This is a genomic window from Streptomyces sp. NPDC025618 (assembly GCF_055558795.1).
Genome location: NZ_JBVHLW010000029.1, coordinates 57,306 through 77,319, shown reverse-complemented (window position 1 = coordinate 77,319; position 20,014 = coordinate 57,306). Strand labels below are relative to the sequence as shown.

Here is a 20,014-nt window from a genome sequence, read left to right as displayed (position 1 = left end):
TCCCATGAACGGGATTCTGGGCCGTACAGCCAGCGTACCCACCCCACATGACAGCGCCGCCGCCCAAACGAATGAGCGACGGCACTGGCGTATGACCCCGGCGGGCCTCAGGGGAGGACTACTCCCACTCGATGGTGCCCGGCGGCTTGCTGGTGATGTCGAGGACGACGCGGTTCACGTCGTCGACCTCGTTGGTGATGCGGGTCGAGATCTTCGACAGGACGTCGTACGGCAGGCGCGACCAGTCGGCCGTCATGGCGTCCTCGGAGGAGACCGGGCGCAGCACGATCGGGTGGCCGTAGGTGCGGCCGTCGCCCTGGACGCCGACGCTGCGGACGTCCGCGAGCAGGACGACCGGGCACTGCCAGATCTCGCGGTCGAGACCGGCGAGGGTCAGCTCCTCGCGGGCGATGGCGTCGGCCTCGCGCAGCAGGTCCAGGCGCTCCTTGGTGACCTCGCCGACGATGCGGATGCCGAGGCCAGGGCCCGGGAAGGGCTGGCGCTGGACGATCTCGTCCGGCAGGCCCAGCTCCGAGCCGACCATGCGGACCTCGTCCTTGAAGAGCTGGCGGAGCGGCTCGACGAGCTCGAACTCCAGGTCCTCGGGGAGGCCGCCCACGTTGTGGTGGGACTTGATGTTGGCGGTGCCGGTGCCGCCACCGGACTCGACCACGTCGGGGTAGAGCGTGCCCTGGACGAGGAACGCGACGTCCTCGCCCTCGGCGCCCGCCTCGGCCACGATCTCGGCCTGGGCCTGCTCGAAGACGCGGATGAACTCCCGGCCGATGATCTTGCGCTTGGCCTCCGGCTCGGAGACGCCGGCCAGGGCGGTCAGGAAGCGCTCCTGGGCGTCGACGACCTTCAGCTGGACGCCCGTCGCGGCGACGAAGTCCTTCTCGACCTGCTCGGTCTCGCCCTTGCGCATCAGGCCGTGGTCAACGTAGACGCAGGTGAGCTGGTCGCCGATGGCCTTCTGGACGAGGGCGGCGGCGACGGCGGAGTCCACGCCGCCGGAGAGACCGCAGATCGCGCGCTTGGTGCCGACCTGGGCGCGGATCGCGGCGACCTGCTCCTCGATGACATTGCCGGTGGTCCAGCTGGGCTCGATGCCGGCGCCGCGGTAGAGGAAGTGCTCCAGCACCTGCTGGCCGTGCGTGGAGTGCATGACCTCGGGGTGGTACTGGACGCCGTAGAGCTTCTTCTCGTCGTTCTCGAAGGCGGCGACGGGCACGACGTCCGTGGACGCGGTGACGGTGAAGCCCTCGGGGGCGGCCGAGCAGGCGTCGCCGTGCGACATCCACACCGACTGCTCGGCGGGGGTGCCCTCGAAGAGCGTCGAGCCGGGGCGGGAGACGGTCAGCGCCGTACGGCCGTACTCGCGCGCGCCGGTGTTGTCGACGGTGCCGCCGAGGGTGGTGGCCATCAGCTGGAAGCCGTAGCACATGCCGAAGACCGGGACGCCGGCCTCGAAGAGGGAGCGGTCGACGGTCGGCGCGCCCTCCTCGTAGACGGACGACGGGCCGCCGGAGAGGATGATCGCCTTGGGGTTTCTGGCGAGCATCTCGGCCACCGGCATGGTGGACGGGACGATCTCGCTGTAGACCCGCGCCTCACGGACTCGACGGGCGATGAGCTGGGCGTACTGCGCACCGAAGTCGACAACGAGCACCGGTTCCGCGGTGTTGTCGTGGGCGGCGGCGGGGGGTGCTGCTGACACGGGAGCGGCCTTCCGGCGGTCGGTGAGGGGGTCTCTATTTGTCGATTCTACCGGGGCGTGGGGGCTTGCTTTTGTCTCACCATCCGAATCCGCGTTGGCCCCGGGGCCCCGCCCGGGCCATACTGTGCGCCATGCGCAAGCACCTGACCTACGTCTTTACCTATGGCAACCGGCCCGTCCGGCTGCCATGGTCGTGCTGCTTGAGCCACTGACAAGCGACTTCGACAGGCGCCCCGGGCCGACAAGGCCCGGGGCGCCTGTCGTTTTCCCGGGCCTTGCCGCTCCGGGGGGCCGCGCCCCTTTGGAGGAACACACATGAGCACTCGGACCGTCGCGGAAACCGGCGCCCGTACCGACGAGGCCGCGGGCGTCATCACCGACGAGCGCAAGCGGATCGACGATCTCGACGGCCGGATCATCGGTCTCGTGCAGGAACGGATGGCCGTCTCGGCGGTGATCCAGCGCGAACGCATCGCCTCCGGCGGGCGGCGCGTGAACCTGGCGCGCGAGATGGAGGTCCTCGGCCACTACAGCGACCAGCTGGGCAAGCCGGGCACGGCCCTCGCCATGACGCTGCTGGAGCTCTGCAGGGGGCGCGTCTGAGCCGGCGGTCCGCTCCCGCACCACCCCCTCGTCACCCGTACGGCGCGTGACCGCCCTCCGCACCCTTCGTTGGACCCGGTGCCGCGCTGGCCAGGAGCGGCTCACCGAATTGCACGCGTGGCTTCCGTCCCTGCTCGCCCGGTCGTCCGGCGCGACAGGGCGGATCCGCCGGAGCGCGAGACGTGCGCGTACGTACGTCGTGGGACCGCGGTCCGGTGGCGAGGCGACCGGTCAGCAGGGGACAGCAGCCCGGCCGCCACCCGAAGGACGGTCGGTTCCGGGGACGCCTGGAACCGACCGTATCCGGTCGAAACGGTTGCGCTCGGAGCGGCGCATCCCGCACGATGCCAAGAGAGCGCCGAAGCCCCGGCTCCGTACCGCCATTGGTTGGACCACTGCCCTCGGCGAGGCGCCCGCACGAATCGCGCGGCGAGCGCGAACGCACCACCCAGATGCCAGCGGCGCTCCCCCCGGCGCCGCTCCGCGGCACCGACCCTGTCCGACCCCCGGTGCCGGCAGTCAAGGGCCCCGGGCCGCCCGCACGCCCCCGCGGAAGCGGCCCGGGGCCCTTCGCCATGCGCGGTGATCCCGGTCAGCGGTCGGCCTGACCGTCATCCGAAGGCGCCGGCCAGGGCAGCCGCAGCTCCGCGAACGCGCCCTTCGGGACCGCCGGATGGTGCGGTGCCACCGCCGGTACGCGCTCGTACGTGCCGCCCTGCGGCGGGCGCGCGTCCCGCTCGCCCTTGTTGGGCCAGAAGGACATCGCGCGTTCCGCCTGGGCCGTGATCGTCAGTGACGGGTTGACGCCGAGGTTCGCCGAGACCGCGGCGCCGTCGACGACCGAGATCCCCGGGTGGCCGTACAGCCGGTGGTACGGATCGATGACGCCCTGCGTGGCGTCCGCGCCGATCGGGCAGCCGCCCAGGAAGTGCGCCGTGAGCGGGGTGCCCATCAGCTCGCCGACGTTGCTGCCCGCGAAGCCGTTGATCTCCCGCGCGATCAGCGTCGCCGCCTCGGTCGCCTCGGGGATCTGCTTCGGGTTGGGCGTGCCGTGTCCCTGCCGCGCGGTGAGCAGTCCCCTGCCGATGCCCTTCTCCTTCCGGTACGTCGTCAGTGAGTTGTCCAGCGACTGCATGACGAGCCCGATGATCGTGCGCTCGGACCAGCGGTGGAGGGACAGCGACCGCAGCAGCTGCACCGGGTGCCGCGCGCAGTGCGCCGCGAACGCCACGGCGCGCGGCGCGCGCGTGCCCACCGGCACCTGGAGGATCGACAGCGCGCCCATCGCGTTGGAGCCCTTGCCGTAACGGACGGGCTCGATATGCGTGTTGGCGTTCGGATGGATCGACGACGTGATCGCGACGCCCCGGGTGAAGTCGACCTCCGGCACGCCATGGGCCGCGCGGTAGCGGCGGTTGTCGGTCTGCGCGCCGACCAGCGCCTCCGAGTTCGTCCGGGTCAGCCGCCCGAGCCCGTCGGGGATCCGGGGCAGCAGTCCCTTGTCCTTCATGGTGTGCAGCAGCGTCTGCGTGCCGTACGTGCCGGCCGCGATCACGACGTGCCGCGCGCGCAGCACCCGGGGGCGGGCCTTGCGCCGCTTGTCGGTGGGGACGGTGACGACGCGGTGGCCGCCCTGACGGTGTTCCGTGACGGCGACGACCGTCGTCATCGGGTGAATAACGGCCCCGGCCCGTTCGGCGAGGTGGAGGTAGTTCTCGTTGAGGGTGTTCTTCGCGCCGCGACGGCAGCCGGTCATGCACTCACCGCACTCGACGCACGCCTTGCGCGCCGGTCCCGCGCCCCCGAAGTACGGGTCGGCGGCCTCCTCGCCGGGCCGCGCGCGGGCCGCGCCGTCCGCGTCCTGCCCGTCCCCGAAGAAGACGCCCACCGGCGCGCGGTGGAAGGTCTCCCCCACGCCCATCTTCTCGGCCGCCGCCCGCAGATGGACGTCCGAGGGCGTCATGGTCGGGTTGAGCCGCACGCCGAGCATGCGCTGCGCCTGCGCGTAGTACGGCTTGAGCTCCTCCTGCCAGTCGGTGATGCCGGCCCACTGCGGGTCGTCGAAGAACGCCTTCGGCGGGACGTACAGCGTGTTGGCGTAGTTGAGGGACCCGCCACCGACGCCGGCGCCCGCCAGGACCATCACATGGCCGAGCAGGTGGATGCGCTGGATGCCGTAGAGGCCGAGGGCGGGCGCCCACAGGTAGTTGCGCACGTCCCAGGAGTTCCTGGGCAGGGTGTCGCGGGTGAAGCGGCGGCCCGCCTCCAGCACGCCCACCCGGTAGCCCTTCTCGGTCAGGCGGAGGGCGGACACCGCTCCGCCGAAGCCCGAGCCGACGACGATCACGTCGTAGTCGTAAGGGTCTTTCCCGCCGGAGTCATCCCCGGCGCCGTCTTCCCCGGCGCGGGCCTTCTCCTCGCGGTCCTTCTCGTCGTCGGCAGACGCGGGCACCTGTACCTCCGTAAGAGCGTCCGGTCAGCGCAGGCGCAGTGCCTTCAGCGCGCGCAGGCTGCGGGTCATGAACTCCGCGTACTTCTCGTCCGTCATCCCGAGGGACGGTGCGAGCGGCATGAGCCGCTGCTGGGCGACGGTCTGGGACTCGGTGTACTTCAGGATGCCCTCGGAGCCGTGCCGGCGGCCGAGGCCGGAGTCGCCCATGCCTCCCATGGGTGACTGCGCGCTGCCGTAGGCCGCCGCGTACGCCTCGTTGACGTTGACGGTGCCCGCCCGCAGCCGGGCGGCGACCGCGCGGCCGCGCCGCCCGTCCTCGGTCCAGACGGAGGCGTTCAGCCCGTACGGAGTGGCGTTGGCCGTCGCGACGGCCTCGTCCTCGTCACGGAAGCGGTAGACGGAGACCACCGGCCCGAACGTCTCCTCCGTGCAGACCGCCATCGGCGCCTCGACGCCTTCGAGGACGGTCGGTTCGTAGAAGAGCGGGCCGACGTCCGGCCGGGGGCGACCGCCGGTGCGGACGGTGGCGCCCTTGGCCACGGCTTCCTCGACGTGCCGGGTGACGGTCTCCAGCTGCCTGGCGGAGACCAGCGACCCCATGTCGGCGCCGTAGGCGAGGCCCGTGCCGAGCCGCATCGCGCGCGTCCGGGCGACGAAGCGCTCGATGAAGGCGTCGGCGACCGACTCGTGGACGTACAGCCGCTCGATGGAGACGCACAGTTGCCCCGCGGACGAGAAGCAGCCGCGGACCGCGCCCGCCGCCGCCTTCTCGATGTCGGCGTCGCGCAGGACCAGCATGGCGTTCTTGCCGCCGAGTTCGAGCGAGCAGCCGACCAGCCGGGCGGCCGCTCCCCGCGCGACCTCGCGGCCGGTGGCGGTGGAGCCGGTGAAGGAGACGTAGTCGGCGTGCGCCACCACGGCGGGTCCGACGACGGGCCCCTCTCCCAGCACGATCTGCCAGACCGCCGGGGGCAGCCCCGCCTCGATCAGCAGCTCCCGGGCCCACAGGGCGGTCAGCGCGGTCTCGGTGTCGGGCTTGGTGACAAGGGCGTTGCCCGCGACGAGGGCGGGCAGCGCGTCGCCGGCGGACAGCTCGAAGGGGTAGTTCCACGGCGAGATCTGGCCCACCACACCGCGCGGCCGGCGCAGTTCGGTGACCTTGGTGAGTGCCGGCACGACGCCGGTGTGCCTCTTGGGACGCAGATACACGGGAGCCTTGCGCCCGTAGTGGCGGGCGGAGACGGCCACCGCCTGCACCTCCTCGTGCGCGTGCAGCCGGGCCTTGCCGGTCTCCACCTGGATCAGGTCGAGCACCTCCGCCTGGCGGGCCAGCACGAGGTCGTGGAAGCGCAACAGGACGGCGGCGCGCTCCCGTACGGGCACGGCCGCCCACGCGCGCTGCGCCTCGCGCGCCCGCCCGAACGCCGCGGCCACGTCCTCCGGGCCAGACTCCGGCAGGTCGGCCAGCTTCCGCCCGGTGAAGGGCGTATGGCTGACGGTCGTCCCGGATCCGGTGAGCCCCCGGGTGAGCCGGGCGACGAGCGCGGGCGTGACGACGTCCGCGGTGGTACGGGCTCCGGGCGGGGCGACCGGGTTCCCGCCCTCCACCGGTGCCGCTTCCGCTGCCGGTCCCTCTGCTGCTGCGCTGTGCCGCGAGTCGGTCATGGGGGCGAGCGTAGGCGGGCTCGCACACTTTGGGTACCCGGCAGTAACCACTTTCCGCCGGGCCGCCCCGCGCCGCTTCCGTGACGGCCGTAGAGGAATTCCGGGGGCCTGCCGGGGACGGCGTCGCCTGGCGGCCGTCCGTGGCGACGTTCTCCGACGGCCGTCAGGGAACCGACACGGGCCGGACGCGTACGAAGGTGTCGAGCGCCGTCTGCGCGTAGCGGCGGCCCTCGGCGGCCCGGCCGTCGGGGGAGGCCACCCACACGTCGTACCTCTTGTCGCCCTCGTCCCAGCAGACGTCGTACATGTGCCGGGCGCTCCCGTCGCCCGTGTCCTCGTCCCAGGTGAACTCCCAGAGGGCGGCGAAATCGTCCTTGTGCGTGACGGGGGTGACCGTGGCGTCGCGGTAGCCCGGGTAGCGGTCGGGTGCCGCCTCGGCGGCGGTGCGCAGCGCGCCCATCGGACCGTCCTCCTGCCGGTCCTGGATCGTGACGCCGATGACGAACTTCCCGTCGGGCGAGCGGTAGAGGACGCGCGGCGGCTCGAAGGAGCGGGTGAAGCCGTCCGGGACGGCGAGGGCGAACCCCGCCGGGTCCTGGACCGCGTGATAGCCGTCCGGGGCGTCGACGGCGGCGGTGGCGGGCGGCGCGGAGGGCGAGTGGGGTGAGGGCGAGTGCGACAGCGGGCCGCTCGCCACGTGGCTCGGTTTGTCGTCCACCCCTGCGGTGTCCGAGCCCGTCAGCAGGGCGGCGAGCCCGGCGCCCATCCCGGCCAGCGTCATCACGGCGACACCGGTCATCAGGGCGAGCCGGGCGCGGCCTTGCGGGGCGGGCGCGAAGGGCGGTGGCGGGGGCAGCGGCGAGGTGGCGGCGGACCGCGGGGTGAACGGGCCGGTGCCGTGGGCGCGCCGTCGCGCCCGCGTCCTGCCCCTGCGGCGGGGGCGCCGCAGCGCGCGGGGTCCGGGCCGGCCCACCGCCTCGGGCATCCGGCCCGAGGCGAGGTAGGTCAGCAGCAGCCATTCCGCCTCGTCCGCGCCCATCCGGCGGCCGGGGTCGCGCTCCAGCAGTCCCCGGATGACCGGCAGCAGGGGTTCGGCCGCCGCGGGTGGCCGGATCTCGTCCTGGACGACGGCTTGCAGGATGCCGCCCAACGAGTCGCGGCGGAAGGGCGATTCACCGCTGAGCACCACACAGAGCAGCACGCCCAGGGACCACAGGTCGGACGCCGGTCCGGTGCTTCGGCCCGCGATGCGCTCCGGCGCGGTGTATTCGGGTGAGCCGACGAACGCGCCGGATTCGGTGATCGTCGTGGCTCCGGAGACGCGCGCGATGCCGAAGTCCGTCAGCACGACACGCCCCGTACCGGCCTCCAGCAGGACATTCGGCGGCTTGATGTCACGGTGCAGGACGCCCCGGGCGTGCGCGGCCCGCAGCGCGCCCAGCAGCGCGGCCCCGATGCGGGCCGCCTCCCGCGCCCCGGCGGGCCCGTCCGCCGCCAGGACCTCCGACAGCGCGCGCCCCTCGATCAGCTCCATCACGATCCAGGGGCGCCCCTCCTGGATCACTATGTCGTGGAGGGCGACCACATTCGGATGGTTGATCAGCGCGGCGGCGCGCGCCTCTCTGAGCGTGCGGTCGACGCTGGACGTCGGGAGAGTGGTGGCTCCGGAGAGCGAACGGTCGCCATCCATGTGCAGCTCTTTGACCGCGACTTCGCGGGCGAGCAGCTCATCGGTGGCACGCCAGACGGTGCCCATGCCACCGCGCCCGATCTTCTCCCTCAGGCGGTAGCGGCCGACGATCAGACCATCGTGCGCGGCGAAGGTCCCCATGAACACATCTTGCCCCTCCTCCCCCCACCTCACCGCGCCCGTACCGGCCGGTTGTGCGCGTACGGGGGACACGCTCCACAGGTGCGCCTCCGGAGCCCCTCCGCGGGCGTCCCCGGCCGGCGGGACGGCCCGGCGGCCGGGCGGGAAGGATCACGGAAATGTTCGGGTAATATTGCTCCCGCAACGCCGACCCGGCAGCCCCCAGAGGGCCACCGGAAGCGACGGGCACTCGTAGCTCAACGGATAGAGCACTTGACTACGGATCAAGAGGTTGCAGGTTCGAATCCTGCCGAGTGCACAGCCACCGCCCCGGACGATGAGGTCGTCCGGGGCGGTTCCGCGTTTCCGGGCGGCGGCCGCCACCGCGACTCCCGGACCTCACTTGCGCGCGGCCACCGACTGCGCCATTCCCGGCCACACGTAGCGGATGTCCGGCTCCCCCTCCTCGTTCGCGCTGCCGTCCGTCCGTTCCGCCTCGGTGAAGCCGTGGCGTTCGTAGAAGCGGTGAGCCGGGGTGTTGACCTGGAACGTCCAGAGGTCGAGGCCGGTGGGGTGGCGCCGTTTCGCCAGGGCGACGAAGCGGTCGCCGAGGCCCTGTCCGCGCCGGTCCGGTGCGAGGTAGAGCTGATCGATGCGGCCCTCCCCGAGAACCATCACGCCGACGAGAGGGCCGTCCGGCGACTGCGCCACCCAGACCTCCCGGCCGGGGATCACCACTTCCCGGAAGTAGTCGCGGACCTCGTCGTCGGAGTGCGCGCGCCGGACCGTGGGCAGCGCCGCGTCGTACGAACGGAGCCAGACCTCGGCGGCCTCCCGCGCGTCGAGCGCTCCGGCACGCCGAATGGCCGCCTCATGGGCGGTGATGTCATCCATGTCGCGTACGGTCCCAGCGCCGCCGGGTCACCGCATGCGAATTACCCGCCCAGGGGCGGAGAAGACGGGCCGCTACGCCGCGTCCAGCACGTCCGATTCCGCGTACGCCCGGGCCAGCCGGCCGGTGGCGCGGTCGAGTGTGTCGCGCACCGCCGCGCGGATGCGGGCGGGCGGCTCGTCCTCCGCGAGCTTGGCGTGCAGTACGTCGAACACCAGCTGCCGGACGGCGACCGCGAGGGCGGCGAAGATCTCCAGCTCCGCGCGGAGCCCCGGCACGGCGCGGACGCGCGGGCCCGCGCGCTCGACGAGCAGCTCCAGAAGGCGCTCCTGGCGGCGCCGCATGAAGTGCGTGTAGCTGCAGCCGAGGGCCGAACTGCCCAGCAGCACACGGGAGAAGACGCGCCCCTGGGCGACGGCGTCCTCATCGCCGAGGATCAGTTCACAGGTGTCCGCGAGCGAGCCGCGCAAGGCATCGAGAAGCTCCGCGCCGGTCGCGCCGGAACGCACCGCTTCCCACAGCTGCGCGTCGAACTCCTCACGACGGCCGAAGAAGATGTCCTCCTTCGAGGCGAAGTGCGTGAAGACGGTGGCCGGCGCCACGTCCGCCTCGGCCGCGATCCGGGTGAGGGTGACGGCGTCGAACCCCTCCCCGGCGAAGAGCCGGAAGGCCGCGTCGGAGATCGCGCGGCGGGTGCGCTCGCGCTTGCGGCCGCGCAGCCCGGCCGCGGGCACACAAGCGGTCGGCGCGGCGTCGGCGGGCGTGGTCATGAGCCCAGGATACGTCCCGGGGAGCCGAAAATAGAGGTGCTACATTTTTAGACAGCCTCTAATTTAGAGAGGTGTCCAGCGCTCGTGAGGATGTCTCCGCCATGCCCGACCCATCAGCACCGACGACCCGGACCCCGGCCCCACGGGAGGCACTCCACCCGGCCGCGGCGCACGCCGGTCCCGCGCCCTCCCGGACCCCCCGGTCCACCGCGGCGATCCTCTTCATCGCCTGCGCGGCCCAGTTCATGGTCATCCTCGATGTGTCGATCGTGAACGTGGCCCTGCCGTCCATACGCGCCGAACTCCACCTCAGCGGCGCCGGTCAGCAGTGGATCGTCAACGCCTACACCCTCGGCTTCGCCGGGCTGCTGCTGCTCGGCGGCCGCGCGGCCGACCTCGTGGGCACCAAGCGCGCCTTCCTCACCGGCCTCACGGCCTTCACCGCCGCCTCCCTGGCGGGCGGACTCGCCACCGACGGCGCACTGTTGATCACCGCCCGCGCCGTGCAGGGCATCGGCGGCGCGGTGCTCGCCCCGGCCACCCTCACCCTGATCATGACGACGTTCACCGAGCCCGCGGCCCGGACCCGCGCGATGGGCGCCTGGAGCGCCGTCATGGCCGCGGGCGGCGCGGCGGGCGCGGTCATCGGCGGGGTGCTGACGGAGTACGCGGGCTGGCGCTGGGTACTGTTTGTCAATGTGCCCCTAGGCGTAGCCCTGTTGGCCGCGGCCCTGGTGTACGTCCCGGCCACCGCCTCCGGGCGGGGCGGGCTGCGCCGCCTCGACCTCCCCGGCGCCGTGTCCGTCACCGCCGGTCTGACCGCGCTCGTCTACGGGATCATCTCCACCGAGACGCACGGCTGGGACTCCCCCGCCGTGTGGGCGCCGCTCACCGCCGGTGTGCTGCTGCTCCTGGCCTTCCTCGCCGTGGAGTCGCGGGTCGCGCATCCGCTCGTACCACTCGCCGTCCTGCGCCGCCGCGGCCTGGCCACCGCCAACCTCGTCGTGCTCGGGATGGGCGCGGCCTCCTTCGCGATGTGGTTCCTGCTGTCGCTCTACTTCCAGCAGATCCTCGGCTACAGCGCGGTCAAGGCCGGCCTGTGCTTCCTGCCCGGCTCGCTCGCCATCATCGTCGGCGCGCAGCTCGCCACCCGGATCATCGCCCGCACGGGGCCGCGCCCGCTGCTCGTCGCCGGCATGGCACTGAGCACGGTCGGCTTCGTCTGGCTCTCCTGGATCCGGGCCGACGGGAATTATGCAACTGATGTGGCAGCACCGTTCGTTCTCGCCACCTTCGGTACGGGACTCGGGATGATGCCCGCCACCGTGGCCGCGACCAGCGGCACCGACCGCGCCGAGGCGGGGCTCGCCTCGGGCCTCGTCAACACCTCCCGCCAGGTCGGCGGCGCGCTCGGACTCGCCCTCCTGGCGACCGTCGCGTCGCACGTCACGACCGGGCGCCTGGCCGCTCACCCCCAGGACGTCCAGCAGGCACTGACCGCTGGATACGGCAGGGCCCTGCTGATCGCCGCCGCGTTCACGGCATGCGCCGCGCTCGGCGCGCTCGCCGTGCCCGGCAAGGCGCGCGGGGTCACCTCATGAAGGAAGGATCCGTCATGGCCAACGAGTTGAACCACATCATCGTCCACGTCAGGGACCGCCGGGAGACCGCCGCGTTCATCGCCGAGCTGATGGACACCGAAGCGCCCTTCGACTGGGGTCCCTTCACCCAGATCACCAGCTCCAACGGTGTCGGCATCGACTTCGCCGACGACCACGTGGCGCCGGACGCGATCAACATCAGCCACCTCGCGTACCTCGTGACGGACGCGGAGTTCGACGCGATCTTCGGCCGCATCGAGAAGAAGGGCGTGCGCTACTGGGCGGACCCGGCGATGAAGCGCGAGGGACAGATCAACCGCGAGTACGGCGGGCGCGGTGTCTACATCAAGGACCCGGGCGGCACGTGCGCGATCGAGTTCATCACCAAGCCGTACGGCGCGACGCCGTCCCCGAACGTCGAACGGCCCCAGCCCGCCTGACACCGGGGGCACGCCGAATGGCACGCCCGGCGCACTGAATCGCACACCTGCGTAAGCCGCGTCCAGCCTGCGGCGCTTGAGGACAGCGCCGCGCCGAGGTCGTGCGGAACGAGACCACCCGCAGCCGGCCGACAACGTGCGCCGGACCCCGCTCAGCGCGGGAGCGAAAGCTCCCTTTCCAACGGCGTGCGGAAGCGCGGCGTGACCCGCACGGCGCCCAGCCACGCCGACAACCGGGCGGCCTCCGCCGCGATCGCGGAGGCCGCGCCGCTGCCCGCGTCCGACAGCAGCCGCCAGACGACCTCGCCGTCCGGGCGCTGCGCCCAGCCGCCGACGACGCGGCCGTTCCACCACACGGTGGGACCGATGTTGCCCGCGCGGTCGAAGAGGGCGGGCACGTGGTCCGGGTCCAGGTACCAGTCCCGGCCTCGCCAGCCCATGGCGGTGGGGTCGAGGCCCGGGAGGAACGCCGCCCACGGCTCGGCCGCTTCGACGTCCTCCAGGTCGTCCGGCAGGGCGAATCCCGGGCCGTGCGCCAACTCCACGTCCCGCACGCCCACATCGGCCAGTGCCCGGCGCGTATCACCGAGCGTCCAGCCCGTCCACCACTTCAGATCCGCTTCCGTCGCCGGACCGAAGGACGCGAGCCACCGCCGGGCCACTTCCGCCTTGGACTCCCGCACGGGGAGTTCCGGCAGTCGGTGCACGGGCGCCCACGCATACATGCTGCTGGTCCACGATCCTCTCGGACGGGCGCGGCGTACGTGTCCGTCCGAGGCCAGCAGGCGCAGCAGCCGGCTGCCGACGCTCTGCCGGGCCGCGTACGGCTTGCCCGCCGAGACCAGGATCGTCTCCCGCAGGGCGGGCACGTCCTCGGCTAGCTGGGCCGTGGTCGCCTCCCCGCGGGCGGCGAGGGCGGCGAGCACCTCCTCCTCCGTCCGGGCGAGCCGCTGTTCGTCCCAGCCGCTCTCGGCGCTCTTCTGGAGGAATTTCATGAACGCGGCCCGCTCCCGCGCCGCGATCGCCCGCGCGGTGGAGGCTTCGACGTACGGGGCGAGCCCGGAGCTCACGGCGAAGATCGTGTGGCGCATGGACAGCAGCTTCCACAGTGTGACGTCCTCGTACAGCGCGCGCTCCACCTCCGCCGCCGACGGCTCGGCCAGCCGCGCGTACGCGGACAGATACACGGTCGCGGCGTCGGTGGCGTGCAGCCCTACGAGGGCGTCCGCCACGTCCTCGACGGACGCGGCCCGGTGCGCGGGCGCGAGGAGGTGCCGGCGGCCGAGGCGGGCGCGGCGCTGTTCATCGGTGATGCGAGGGCGGAAGCTGCTCATGGGGGTGAGCCTAGGAGCGATGTAGGGCGGAGCCTGTCCTATTCCGCGCCGGTCCGGTCAGGCCCGGCTCAGTGCGCGGTCGTCCAGGTCAGCGAGCCCCGCATCCGGCCCCGCAGCAGGGGGTCGCGCACCGCGTCCGTGCCGTCCGCCGCCCGCGCCGACACCGTGTGCGCCCGGTGGTCGTCGGGGACGCCGAGCGCCCGGGGTGTCACCGACAGCCGCCCGCGCGCGCCGGTGACCTCGCGCCCGTCGACGTACCACCGGACCGCCACGCTGCTCGCGGACAGCCGCACGGTGAGGCGTTCGCCCCGGCCGACGGCGGCGTCCGTGCGGCGGTCGCTCGTCAGCGCGCTCGCGTGCCGGTAGAACCCGGCGATCATGGCCTCCCGGCCGGGCAGGTTGAACTCGTGCCCCAGGGTGCGCATGATCGAGTTCTCGGTGGGCCGGAAGAGGCCCTTGGGGTAGTAGCCGCCGCCTTCGTACGCGCCGACCGTGCCGCCGTCCGGTGAGGTCCGACCGATCCAGCGGTACCACTTCTGCCGCTGCGCGGTCATCTCGGCGGCGCTCAGCTTCGTGATGTTCGCCTGGGCCGGTTCGGCGCCCGTGTAGGTGCCGTACTCGTCGTACTGGTACTCGTCCGCGAGCTTCCCCAGGGAGTGGCCGGTCTCGTGGACGGCGATCTGGTCGGACTTGGCGTTGTCCGAGGAGGCGGTGGCGATGCCGTCGTAACCCACCTTGGAGACGACGTCGTTGTAGCCCGCGCCGCCGTATTTGGTGGAATTGGACAGGACCACCACGAGGTCGGCGGCGGGCGCCTTCGCGGCGTACGACTCGACCCTGCCGGTGTCGACGCACAGCAGCCGCTCGATGCCGTCGCAGAAGAAGGCGGAGCGGAGCGCGGTGTCCTTGACGACGTCCTTGCCCGGGTCGCCGGAGACGCCGGAGTCGTGGGAGACGGCGTCCACGGCCCAGACGTTGAACAGGTTCTTGTACGAGGCGTACGGCTCGACGGCCGACATCTTCGCCCACTTGGCGCGCACGGCGGCGTGGAAGTCGCCCTGCTGTGCCGCGGTGTAGCCGTCGCCGACGAAGACGACGTCGAGCTTGCTGCCGACCGGGCCGTTCCGGACGACCGAGGTGACGTCGCCGTCGCCGCGGACCGAGGGCCGCAGGGACCGGGGCGGGGTGGGGGACGCGGTCACCGTGGTGTGGCGGGGGTGGCCGTCGGGGCCGGTGAAGTATTCGACGGACTGGGAGCGTCCGGGCTGCGGCGTGGCGGCGGAGACCGCCGGCGCGGCCGTGGCGGCCAGGGCGGCGGTCAGGGCGGCCGCGCCGGCCGCGAGGGATATTCGTCTGCGCATGGGGGGTTCCTCCCGAGTTCCCGCCGCGGTGTAAGCGGCGGGTTAAGTCGAGTTAAGGTGCCGCTCAACGTAGGGGCTCGGGAGGACCGGGGCAATGGCTGTGACGTGAGGGATGGCTCAAAAAGAGGCGGGAACTTCCGTGGTGTCACGGGGAGTTATCACTCCGGTACGGCCACCCGCCGGTCCGTATCAGCCTGAAGCGCCATGGTCACCCGTCGTCCCGCACGAGCGTCAGCAGCCGGTCCAGCACCACGCGACCGCTCGCCCGCACGCCGTCGTGCTCGAACTCGTCGGTGACCCAGGTGCGCAGGCCGCCGATGGCGCGGGCGGTGCGCAGGGAGTGGCCGGTGTCGACGTAGAGGTCGTCGTGGTAGATCGCGGCGGCCACGGGGACGGTGTTGCGGGCGAGGCGTTCGGGGTCGTAGAGGGGCGTCCAGCCCCTGCGTTCGGCGAGGAGCTCCGCGGTGTGCCGCAGGGGGCGCAGCGCGGGGTGGGTGCGCAGCATCCAGGGGTGGACGGTCTCGCCGGTGAAGAGGAAGCGCGCGCCGGGCTCGAAGTGCTGGTCGAACTGCGGGAATTCGGCGCGCACGCGCTCGGCGGACCAGTGCGTCGCACGCCCGTCCTGGGCATAGATGGCCTCATGGAGGATCGCGTAGAGCGGGCAGTGGGCGCGGGAGAGCACCGCGGCGACCGCTTCGGCGAACGCGTCGGACAGCCGCGGCCCGGCGACCGTGTCCACGAAGGCGTCCTCCAGGAGATAGTGCAGCCGGTGGGAGCCGTCGCCGGTGCCGAGCAGGACGCCGAGCTGCTGGAACGCCTCGACAGTCAGGAGGGTGCCGTCGGGCAGCACCTCCTCGCGCCCGGCGAGGTGGGCCGCTATGCGCCGGGCGGCCGCCTCGTCGCCGGGGTAACGCGCGTAGTGCGCGAGGTTCTTGCGCTCCATGCGCGGATAGGCGGCGCGGTAGACGGCGTCCGGGTCGGCGTCGAGCGAGGGCAGGCCGCCGGTGATGATCACCTCGGCGAGCCCCTCGGGGGCGTACGAGAGGTAGCTGACCGCGCAGAAGCCGCCGAAACTCTGGCCGAGCACGGTCCAGGGCCGCCCGCCGGTCAGCCGGGGGCGGATGAGCTCGCAGTCGCGGACGATGGAGTCGGCCCGGAAGTGGGCCAGGTAGTCGGCCTGTTCGGCGGGCGTGCCGCGCAGCGGCAGCGTCTGGCGGTCGGCGGGTGTGGAGCGTCCGGTTCCGCGCTGGTCGAGCAGGAGGACGCGGTAGTCCTCCAGCGCGCGGTCGAGCCAGTTCTCCCTGCCGAGCGGGCGGCCCGCCGCGAAGCCGGGCCCGCCCTGGAGATAGACCAGCCAGGGCAGGTCGTCGTGCTCACGGCGGGTGGCGACGACCTCGCGGGCGTAGAGGCGGATGGTCTCGCCACCGGGGTCGGCGTGGTCGAGGGGCACCTCGAAGTGGTGGTCGGTGAGGACGAGTCCGGGCTGCCGGAAGGTGGCCGTACCAGCTCTTCCCGTCGTGACAGCCGCCCCGCGGACGGTCTCCGGCATGCTTTCCACCCTCATGTGAACGGGCCCGCCGGATGTCGGCCGGACATCGGACAGGCATCAGCAGGACATCGGACAGCCGTGAGCGGGCCCGGAAGGGTTTGACTCACCGCGTGCATCGCACGGCGTAACTTATCGAGGGGCACCAGTGGCCGAGAACAGCACCCAGGGCATGCGGGCGGACGGGCCCTTGGACATAGGGCGGCGCGTGCTGCGGCTGCGCACGGAGAAGGGCCTCACCCAGCGCCAGCTGGCCGAGCCCGCCTATACGGCCGCGTACGTCTCCACCCTGGAGGCCGGGCGGGTGCGTCCGTCGGAGAACGCGCTGCGCCACCTCGCCGGGCGGCTCGGCACCACGGTCGAGGAGCTCGCCACCGGCCGGCCGGCGCACCTGGCGACCGCGCTGCGGATGCGGCTCGCGGACGCCCGCCGGACGCTGGCCACGGGCGCCGCGCGGGACGCCGCGGAGCTGTTCGGCGCGCTGCGCGAGGAGGCGGCCGGGCTGGCGCTCGTCCCCGAGCAGAGCGCCGCGCTGCTCGGCCTCGGGGACTGCGCCCTGGAGACGGGCGATCTCGCCGGGGCGCGCGGCCACTTCACGGCCGCCGAACGGCTCCTCGCGGACGAGCCGCTGCCACGCCGCGTCCCGGCCCTCCGGGGGCGCGCCACCGCGCACCTGCTCGCGGGCGAACTGCGCTACGCCTGCTATCTGCTGGAGTCCGCCGTCGACGAACTGAACGCCTCGGGGCTGCACGACCCTGACGCGCTGCTGTTCCTCTACACGGCGTCCATCGCGCCCTATATGGACATGGGGGCGCACGCCCGGGCCGCGCACGCCGCCGAGCTCGCGCTGGCCCTCGCGCCCAAGGTGGAGGACCCGGCGCTCGTCGCGGGGATGCACCGGGGGGTGGCCCGTACGCTGATCGCCGAGGGGCGCATCGCCGAGGCCGACGCGTCCCTGGCCAAGGCGCAGGAGCTCTACCTCCAGCTGCACATCCGTACGGAACTCGCCCACTGCCACTGGATGCGCGGTTACGTCCGCGCGCAGGACGGCGACCTGGAGGGGGCCGAGAGCGAGCTGCGCACGGCCCGGGACATGCTGGCGTCCAAGCGGGCCGCGCTGTTCACCGTGCAGGTCGAGGTGGAGCTGGCGGACGTGCTGCGGCGGCGTGGCAAGACGGACGAGGCGGAGCGGCTGCTGCGGCCCCTCCTGGCGCCCTCGGCGCTGGGTGCCGAGCGGGGCGCCGTCCACGCGGGCGGCGCGCACCGGCTGCTGGGCCTCATCGCGGAGGAGCGCGGGGAGCACGAGACGGCGGAGGAGCACTACTGCTCCGCCCTGTCCCTCCTGGAGCGCACGGGAGCCGCGGGCGACCTCGCCGACCTCTGCCGTCTGCTGGGTGATCTGCTGCGGCGTACGGGCCGTACGGAGGCCGCGCTGGACGCGTACCGCACGGGGCTGGGGCACCGCGCGGCGCCGGGGACGACGACGCTGGGCCCCGCGCCCACCGAGCCGCCCTTCAGGAGCGGAGTGCTGTAGCGGGCCACCGGTGGCGGCGGCACGCGGTGCACAGGCCGCCGCTTGTGGGGGACGCGGCGGTCCGTGACCGCGTGCTGCCGCCTCGCTCCGGGCGCGTGGGCGCGCCACGGGCGGCCGGGCGCCCGGTCGCGGCCCCCGGCATGGTGCAGCATGGACGTCATGCTGCCCGGACGGTATCCGTCTCGGGTCCCGGCGGACCCCCTCCGGTCGGCGGGGGTGCCGCACGGAGCGGACAAACCAACGACTGGAGCCTTACGCTCCGTTTCTGGCCGTCCTCTCGGGCGGTGCGGCGGGCCGGAGACCGGCCCGCCCGCCGGAGGCCCCCGGGCGGTCCGGCCGGACAGAGCTGACAGGAAGAGGTAGCGGTCGGTGATCCGTGTTGCGGTGGTGGACGACGAGCAGCTCGTCCGGTCCGGGCTGCGGATGATCCTGGGCACGGCCCCGGACATCGAGGTCGTCGCGGACTGCGGCGGGGGCGAGGCCGTGGACACCGTGCTCGGCCGCGCCCCGGACGTCGTCCTGCTCGACATCCGGATGCCGGACGTCGACGGCCTGACCGTGCTGCGCGCCCTGCGCGAGCTCCCGCGGCCGCCCGCCGTGGCCATGCTCACCACCTTCGACGCCAACGAGTACCTCGCCGCGGCGCTGCGCGGCGGGGCCACCGGCTTCCTGCTCAAGGACACCGACCCGGAGCAGCTCGTCCAGTCCGTACGCACTCTCGCGGCCGGCGGCAGCGTCCTCGACCCGGGCGTGACGCGGGCGGTCATCGGCGGCTACCTCGCCGCGGAGGCCGAGTCGACGGCCGCGCGGGCGGTGGCCACGCTGACCCCGCGCGAGCGCGAGGTCCTCACCCACGTCGGCGCGGGCCTGGCCAACCCGCAGATCGCCGAACGCATGGGCCTGGCCCCCAGCACCGTCAAGGACCATGTGCGGGCCGTCCTGGGCAAGCTGGGCGGCCTCAACCGCGTCCAGGCCGCGATCGTCGCCGACCGCGCGGGCCTGGTGGCGACCCCGCACCCCACACCCACCCGCGGCCCGCGCCCGGCAGGCGGCCCGCACCCGGCGCCGGGGAGCCCGCGGTGAGGCGCGCCGCGGCCCGCGCCGCCGAGGTGATGACGGCGGGGCGGGGCGCGCGGTGACCGTGCGAGCGGGGCACCGGATGCCCGCCGCGGTGCGGAAGGCCGCGCCCGTCCTCGTGCCCGTGCTGCTGGCGACGGTGGACGCGCTGCTCGTCAACGGCGCCGGGCTCGGCCAGGGCATGGGCGTCTCGCTGCTCGCCGCGGTGGCGCTGCTGTGGCGGCGGCGGTTCCCCGTCACCGTCTTCCTGGCCACGCTGCCGGGCATCTACATCGGCTACATCTGGTTCGCGCCGATGATCGCTCTCTACACCGTGGCCGTACGCCGCACGGACCGCCGGCTGCTCGCCGTCACCGGGCTGCTGCTGGCCGTCGCGCACTTCCTGCCGTTCCCGGCCTCCGAACTCTCCTTCTCCGACCGCCGCCAGACCGCTCTGCTGCTCGTCGACGCGCTGGTCACCGCCGCGACCCCCATCGCGCTCGGCCTGCTCACCCGCACCCGCCGCGAACTCGCCGCCCGGCTCGCCGACCTGACCCGCAGCCGCGCCCGTGAGGACCGGCTCCTCGCCGACCAGGTGCTGGCCACCGAACGCGCCCGGCTGGCACGGGAGATGCACGACGTCGTCGCCCACCAGGTCAGCCTGATCAGCCTGCAGGCGGGCGCCGTGCAGATCAGCACGCGGGACGCGCAGGCGCGCGACGGCGCCACGAAGATCCGCGAACTGTCCGTGCGCACGCTGGAGGAGCTCCGCCACATGGTCGGCATCCTGCGCGCCGCGGGCGCGGACACCGAGGAGCTCACCCCGCAGCCGAGCCTCGCCGATCTGCCGCGGCTGATCGAACTGAGCGCGCTGGACGTCGCGTACGACAGCGGGTGCGACCCGGCGGCGGAGCGCTCGGAAGCCGTGGAGCGCGCGGCCTTCCGCACGGTGCAGGAGGCGCTGACCAACGCCCGTAAGCACGCGCCCGGCGCGCGCGTACGCGTGCGCGTGGCCGAGACGGACACGGGGACGGCGGAGCCCCGGCTGCTGGTGGAGGTCCGCAACGGCCCGCCGGACGCGGCCGCGCCCGCGCCGGGGCTGCCGGGCGGCGGCCACGGGCTGGTGGGCCTGCGCGAGCGCGCGCAGAGCCTCGGCGGAACGCTCCTGGCGCACCGGACGGAGGACGGGGGATTCGTCGTACGGGCGGAACTCCCCCTGGAAGGGTAGGGGCC

Annotated in this window: 15 protein-coding genes and 1 tRNA gene; 7 read left to right on the top strand and 9 right to left on the bottom strand. The window is 73.3% G+C overall.

Going from position 1 to position 20,014, the window contains the following annotated elements; all coding sequences use genetic code 11:
- Positions 1-118 precede the first annotated feature (118 nt).
- Positions 119-1,717 (bottom strand): glutamine-hydrolyzing GMP synthase, encoded by a 1,599-nt coding sequence (guaA, locus tag ACZ4A5_RS22945; RefSeq protein ID WP_398868085.1) that lies wholly within the window; start codon positions 1,715-1,717, stop codon positions 119-121.
- 315 nt (positions 1,718-2,032) lie between these two features.
- Between guaA and ACZ4A5_RS22940 the strand changes: the two genes are divergently transcribed.
- Positions 2,033-2,320, top strand: a complete 288-nt coding sequence (locus tag ACZ4A5_RS22940) for a chorismate mutase (RefSeq protein WP_361529878.1) — start codon at positions 2,033-2,035, stop codon at positions 2,318-2,320.
- A 592-nt stretch (positions 2,321-2,912) separates the two neighbouring features.
- Here the strand turns inward: ACZ4A5_RS22940 and ACZ4A5_RS22935 are convergent.
- The 3 genes from ACZ4A5_RS22935 to ACZ4A5_RS22925 form a co-directional block, all read right to left on the bottom strand.
- Positions 2,913-4,667 carry a GMC family oxidoreductase N-terminal domain-containing protein gene (locus ACZ4A5_RS22935; RefSeq protein ID WP_467587190.1) on the bottom strand — a complete coding sequence of 585 codons (1,755 nt, stop codon included), beginning with the start codon at positions 4,665-4,667 and terminating at the stop codon, positions 2,913-2,915.
- A gap of 129 nt (positions 4,668-4,796) precedes the next feature.
- Positions 4,797-6,437 carry a succinic semialdehyde dehydrogenase gene (locus ACZ4A5_RS22930; protein WP_467587124.1) on the bottom strand — a complete coding sequence of 547 codons (1,641 nt, stop codon included), beginning with the start codon at positions 6,435-6,437 and terminating at the stop codon, positions 4,797-4,799.
- 163 nt (positions 6,438-6,600) lie between these two features.
- Positions 6,601-8,268 carry a serine/threonine-protein kinase gene (locus tag ACZ4A5_RS22925; RefSeq protein ID WP_467587120.1) on the bottom strand — a complete coding sequence of 556 codons (1,668 nt, stop codon included), beginning with the start codon at positions 8,266-8,268 and terminating at the stop codon, positions 6,601-6,603.
- Positions 8,269-8,493: 225 nt separating this feature from the next.
- On the opposite strand from ACZ4A5_RS22925, the gene ACZ4A5_RS22920 reads away from it, so the two are divergent.
- Positions 8,494-8,566, top strand: a tRNA-Arg gene (locus ACZ4A5_RS22920).
- Between the two features lie 80 nt (positions 8,567-8,646).
- Here the strand turns inward: ACZ4A5_RS22920 and ACZ4A5_RS22915 are convergent.
- Positions 8,647-9,141, bottom strand: a complete 495-nt coding sequence (locus tag ACZ4A5_RS22915) for a GNAT family N-acetyltransferase (RefSeq protein WP_467587117.1) — start codon at positions 9,139-9,141, stop codon at positions 8,647-8,649.
- Between the two features lie 72 nt (positions 9,142-9,213).
- Complete coding sequence (locus ACZ4A5_RS22910) at positions 9,214-9,909, bottom strand: TetR/AcrR family transcriptional regulator (RefSeq protein ID WP_467587114.1); 696 nt, start codon at positions 9,907-9,909, stop codon at positions 9,214-9,216.
- Positions 9,910-10,010: 101 nt separating this feature from the next.
- Between ACZ4A5_RS22910 and ACZ4A5_RS22905 the strand changes: the two genes are divergently transcribed.
- Both ACZ4A5_RS22905 and ACZ4A5_RS22900 read left to right on the top strand, forming a co-directional pair.
- Positions 10,011-11,510, top strand: coding sequence for an MFS transporter (locus ACZ4A5_RS22905; RefSeq protein ID WP_467587111.1), 1,500 nt, complete (start codon positions 10,011-10,013; stop codon positions 11,508-11,510).
- 14 nt (positions 11,511-11,524) lie between these two features.
- Complete coding sequence (locus tag ACZ4A5_RS22900; protein WP_467587109.1) at positions 11,525-11,950, top strand: VOC family protein; 426 nt, start codon at positions 11,525-11,527, stop codon at positions 11,948-11,950.
- Between the two features lie 152 nt (positions 11,951-12,102).
- On the opposite strand, the gene ACZ4A5_RS22895 is transcribed toward ACZ4A5_RS22900, so the two are convergent.
- The 3 genes from ACZ4A5_RS22895 to ACZ4A5_RS22885 form a co-directional block, all read right to left on the bottom strand.
- Positions 12,103-13,284 (bottom strand): winged helix DNA-binding domain-containing protein, encoded by a 1,182-nt coding sequence (locus tag ACZ4A5_RS22895; protein ID WP_467587106.1) that lies wholly within the window; start codon positions 13,282-13,284, stop codon positions 12,103-12,105.
- A gap of 68 nt (positions 13,285-13,352) precedes the next feature.
- Positions 13,353-14,645 (bottom strand): M64 family metallopeptidase, encoded by a 1,293-nt coding sequence (locus ACZ4A5_RS22890; RefSeq protein WP_467587103.1) that lies wholly within the window; start codon positions 14,643-14,645, stop codon positions 13,353-13,355.
- Between the two features lie 208 nt (positions 14,646-14,853).
- Complete coding sequence (locus ACZ4A5_RS22885) at positions 14,854-16,194, bottom strand: alpha/beta fold hydrolase (protein ID WP_467587100.1); 1,341 nt, start codon at positions 16,192-16,194, stop codon at positions 14,854-14,856.
- Between the two features lie 169 nt (positions 16,195-16,363).
- Here ACZ4A5_RS22885 and ACZ4A5_RS22880 point away from each other — a divergent pair, with 169 nt between their 5' ends.
- From ACZ4A5_RS22880 to ACZ4A5_RS22870, 3 genes are all read left to right on the top strand, one after another.
- Positions 16,364-17,725 carry a tetratricopeptide repeat protein gene (locus tag ACZ4A5_RS22880; protein ID WP_467587187.1) on the top strand — a complete coding sequence of 454 codons (1,362 nt, stop codon included), beginning with the start codon at positions 16,364-16,366 and terminating at the stop codon, positions 17,723-17,725.
- 369 nt (positions 17,726-18,094) lie between these two features.
- Entirely contained in the window at positions 18,095-18,808 is a 714-nt protein-coding gene (locus ACZ4A5_RS22875; protein WP_467587096.1) for a response regulator, read from the top strand.
- Positions 18,809-18,884: 76 nt separating this feature from the next.
- A complete protein-coding gene (locus tag ACZ4A5_RS22870; RefSeq protein WP_467587184.1) occupies positions 18,885-20,009 on the top strand; it encodes a sensor histidine kinase in 1,125 nt (374 codons plus the stop codon).
- Positions 20,010-20,014: the final 5 nt, after the last annotated feature.